The following is a 2,954-nucleotide window of genomic DNA, read 5'->3' as shown; positions in this document are numbered from 1 at the left end:
CCCGCCCTCCGTACGGCTCCCGACCCCGCGGCTTCGCGATCGCCCGCCCCGGCTCGGTACGATTCAGCGCAGCGGCGGAAGACGACCCGCCCGCGCTCGTGAGCCTCAAGTCGCTCGTAAGCCTCAAGTCAGGAGCAGACCGGTGTCAGACCTCCGTGTGATCATCAAACGCGATTCCGCCGAACCGGAAGCGCGGGTGGTCACGACGGGCACGACCGCGGCCGATCTGTTCGAGGGCGAGCGGGCCGTGGTCGCCGCCCGCGTCGGCGGCGCGCTCAAGGACCTCGCCTACCCGGTGGCCGACGGCGATGAGGTCGAGGCCGTGGAGATCACCAGCCCCGACGGGCTGAATATCCTGCGGCACTCCACCGCCCACGTGATGGCGCAGGCGGTGCAGGACCTCTTCCCGCTGGCCAAGCTCGGCATCGGCCCGCCGATCAAGGACGGCTTCTACTACGACTTCGACGTCCCGCAGCCCTTCACCCCCGACGACCTCAAGGCCGTCGAGAAGCGGATGCAGGAGATCCAGAAGCGCGGCCAGCGCTTCTCCCGGCGCGCGGTCACCGACGACGCCGCCCGCGAGGAACTGGCCGACGAGCCGTACAAGCTGGAGCTGATCGGCCTCAAGGGCTCCGCGGCGAACTCCGAGGACGGCGCGGACGTCGAGGTGGGCGGCGGCGAGCTGACCATCTACGACAACCTCGACGCGAAGACCGGCGAGCTGTGCTGGAAGGACCTGTGCCGCGGCCCGCACCTGCCCACCACCCGCGCCATCCCGGCCTTCAAGCTGATGCGCAACGCCGCCGCGTACTGGCGCGGCAGCGAGCGGAATCCTCAGCTCCAGCGGATCTACGGCACCGCGTGGCCCACCAAGGACGAGCTCAAGGCCCACCTCGACTTCCTCGCCGAGGCCGAGAAGCGCGACCACCGCAAGCTCGGCGCCGAACTCGACCTCTTCTCCTTCCCCGACGAGCTGGGCTCGGGCCTGGCCGTCTTCCACCCCAAGGGCGGGGTGATCCGCAAGGAGATGGAGGAGTACTCCCGCAGGCGTCACGAGGAGGCGGGGTACGAGTTCGTCAACACCCCGCACATCACCAAGGCGAAGCTCTACGAGACCTCCGGCCACCTGCCGCACTACGCCGAGGGCATGTTCCCCCCCATGGAGTTCGAGGGGCAGGACTACTACCTCAAGGCCATGAACTGCCCGATGCACAACCTGATCTTCGACGCCCGCGGCCGCTCCTACCGCGAACTGCCGCTGAGGCTCTTCGAGTTCGGCACGGTGTACCGGTACGAGAAGTCGGGTGTCGTGCACGGCCTGACCCGGGCCCGCGGCTTCACCCAGGACGACTCGCACATCTACTGCACCAAGGAGCAGGTGCCCGACGAGCTGGACTCCCTGCTCACCTTCGTGCTGAACCTGCTCCGGGACTACGGCCTCAGCGACTTCTACCTGGAGCTCTCCACCCGCGGCGAGGGCGACAAGTTCATCGGCGAGGACCACGAATGGGCCGAGGCCACCGAGCAGTTGCGGCAGGCCGCAGAGAAGCAGGGCCTGGAACTGGTGATGGACCCGGGCGGCGCCGCCTTCTACGGCCCGAAGATCTCGGTCCAGGCGCGTGACGCGATCGGCCGGACCTGGCAGATGTCCACGATCCAGGTCGACTTCCAGCAGCCAGCCCGCTTCAAGCTGGAGTACACCGCGGCCGACGGCACCCGGCAGCAGCCGGTGATGATCCACCGGGCGCTGTTCGGCTCCATCGAGCGGTTCTTCGCGGTGCTGCTGGAGCACTACGCGGGCGCCTTCCCGGCCTGGCTCGCCCCCGTGCAGGCGGTCGGCATCCCGGTCGGCGATGCCCACGTGCCCTACCTCCGGGAGTTCGCGGACGAGGCCAAGCGCAAGGGGCTGCGGGTCGAGGTGGACTCCTCCTCGGACCGGATGCAGAAGAAGATCAGGACCTGGCAGAAGCAGAAGCCGCCGTTCATGATCATCGTCGGCGACGACGACATGTCGCACGACACGGTGTCCTTCCGCTACCGCGACGGCTCGCAGGAGAACAACATCCCCCGCGACGAGGCGCTGGCGAAGCTCGTGGACGTGGTGGAGCGCCGCGTGCAGGTCTGAGCCGCGGGTCCCCGTGCACGCGGGGGTGATCCGAAGCCACAGCTCCAGCGGGTCCACGGAACCGCTTGTTCCCCGCGCATGTGAGAAGCCCCCGGTCCGCCGCACCTCAGCGGACCGGGGGCTTCTCGCCCTCGCGGGCGAACACCTGGAACAGCCACGACGAGAACGCGCCGGTCACCGCGCCCAGCAGGGCCACTCCGCACACCATCAGCCCCACCGCGATGGTGCGGCCGAGCGGCGTGACCGGGGTCGTGTCGCCGTAGCCGACCGTGGTGATCGTGGAGCACATCCACCACACCGAGTCGCCGAAGGTGCGGATCGTCGCGTCCGGCGCGTTCCGCTCCACCTGGTAGACCGCCAGCGAGGCCGCGAAGCCGAGCAGCACCGCGGAGATCCCGGCGTACGCGATCACCCGCCCGTACAGGCTCAGCCGCGGCTCGTCATGGTGCCGCTGGACCGCCTGGTACATGCTGACGAAGCGCAGCGGGCGCAGCAGCGGCAGCACCAGCACGACCGTGTCGAGCGGGTGGTGGCGCACGTGTGCGATGAGCGAGCGCTGCGGGCCCAGCCGCCACCGCACCAGGTAGTCGAGGAGGAACACCGCCCAGGCGCCGTAGATCACGGACAGGCACGCGTCGTGCCCGGCGGCGGGCATCCCGCGGGCCAGCACGTGCACGGCGTATGCGGCCAGGAAGAGCAGCGACACGGCGAACAGGGGCCGTTCGCTGCGGGTCTGCCAACGGGCGAGGCGGGGGTCGGCGGCCATCCGGCCAGGATCGCGGGCCGCGGTCGGCAGTGGCCCCGGCGACACGCGGGGCGGGGGGTTGGC

At 69.9% G+C, this 2,954-nt stretch carries 2 protein-coding genes; one reads left to right on the top strand and one right to left on the bottom strand.

Features of this window, described 5'->3' with window-relative positions:
• The first annotated feature begins 142 nt into the window (after positions 1 to 142).
• A complete protein-coding gene (gene thrS, locus AC13HU_RS35025) occupies positions 143 to 2,125 on the top strand; it encodes a threonine--tRNA ligase (protein ID WP_483046032.1) in 1,983 nt (660 codons plus the stop codon).
• Positions 2,126 to 2,231: 106 nt separating this feature from the next.
• Here thrS and AC13HU_RS35020 read toward each other — a convergent pair.
• Positions 2,232 to 2,954, bottom strand: a 723-nt coding sequence (locus tag AC13HU_RS35020; RefSeq protein ID WP_483046031.1) for a potassium channel family protein, incomplete at its 5' end; no start/stop codon positions are given.

The organism is Streptomyces sp. NH27 (assembly GCF_056859195.1).
The sequence above is the reverse complement of the archived record's forward strand: the minus strand, read 5'-3'. Positions and strand labels throughout refer to the sequence as shown.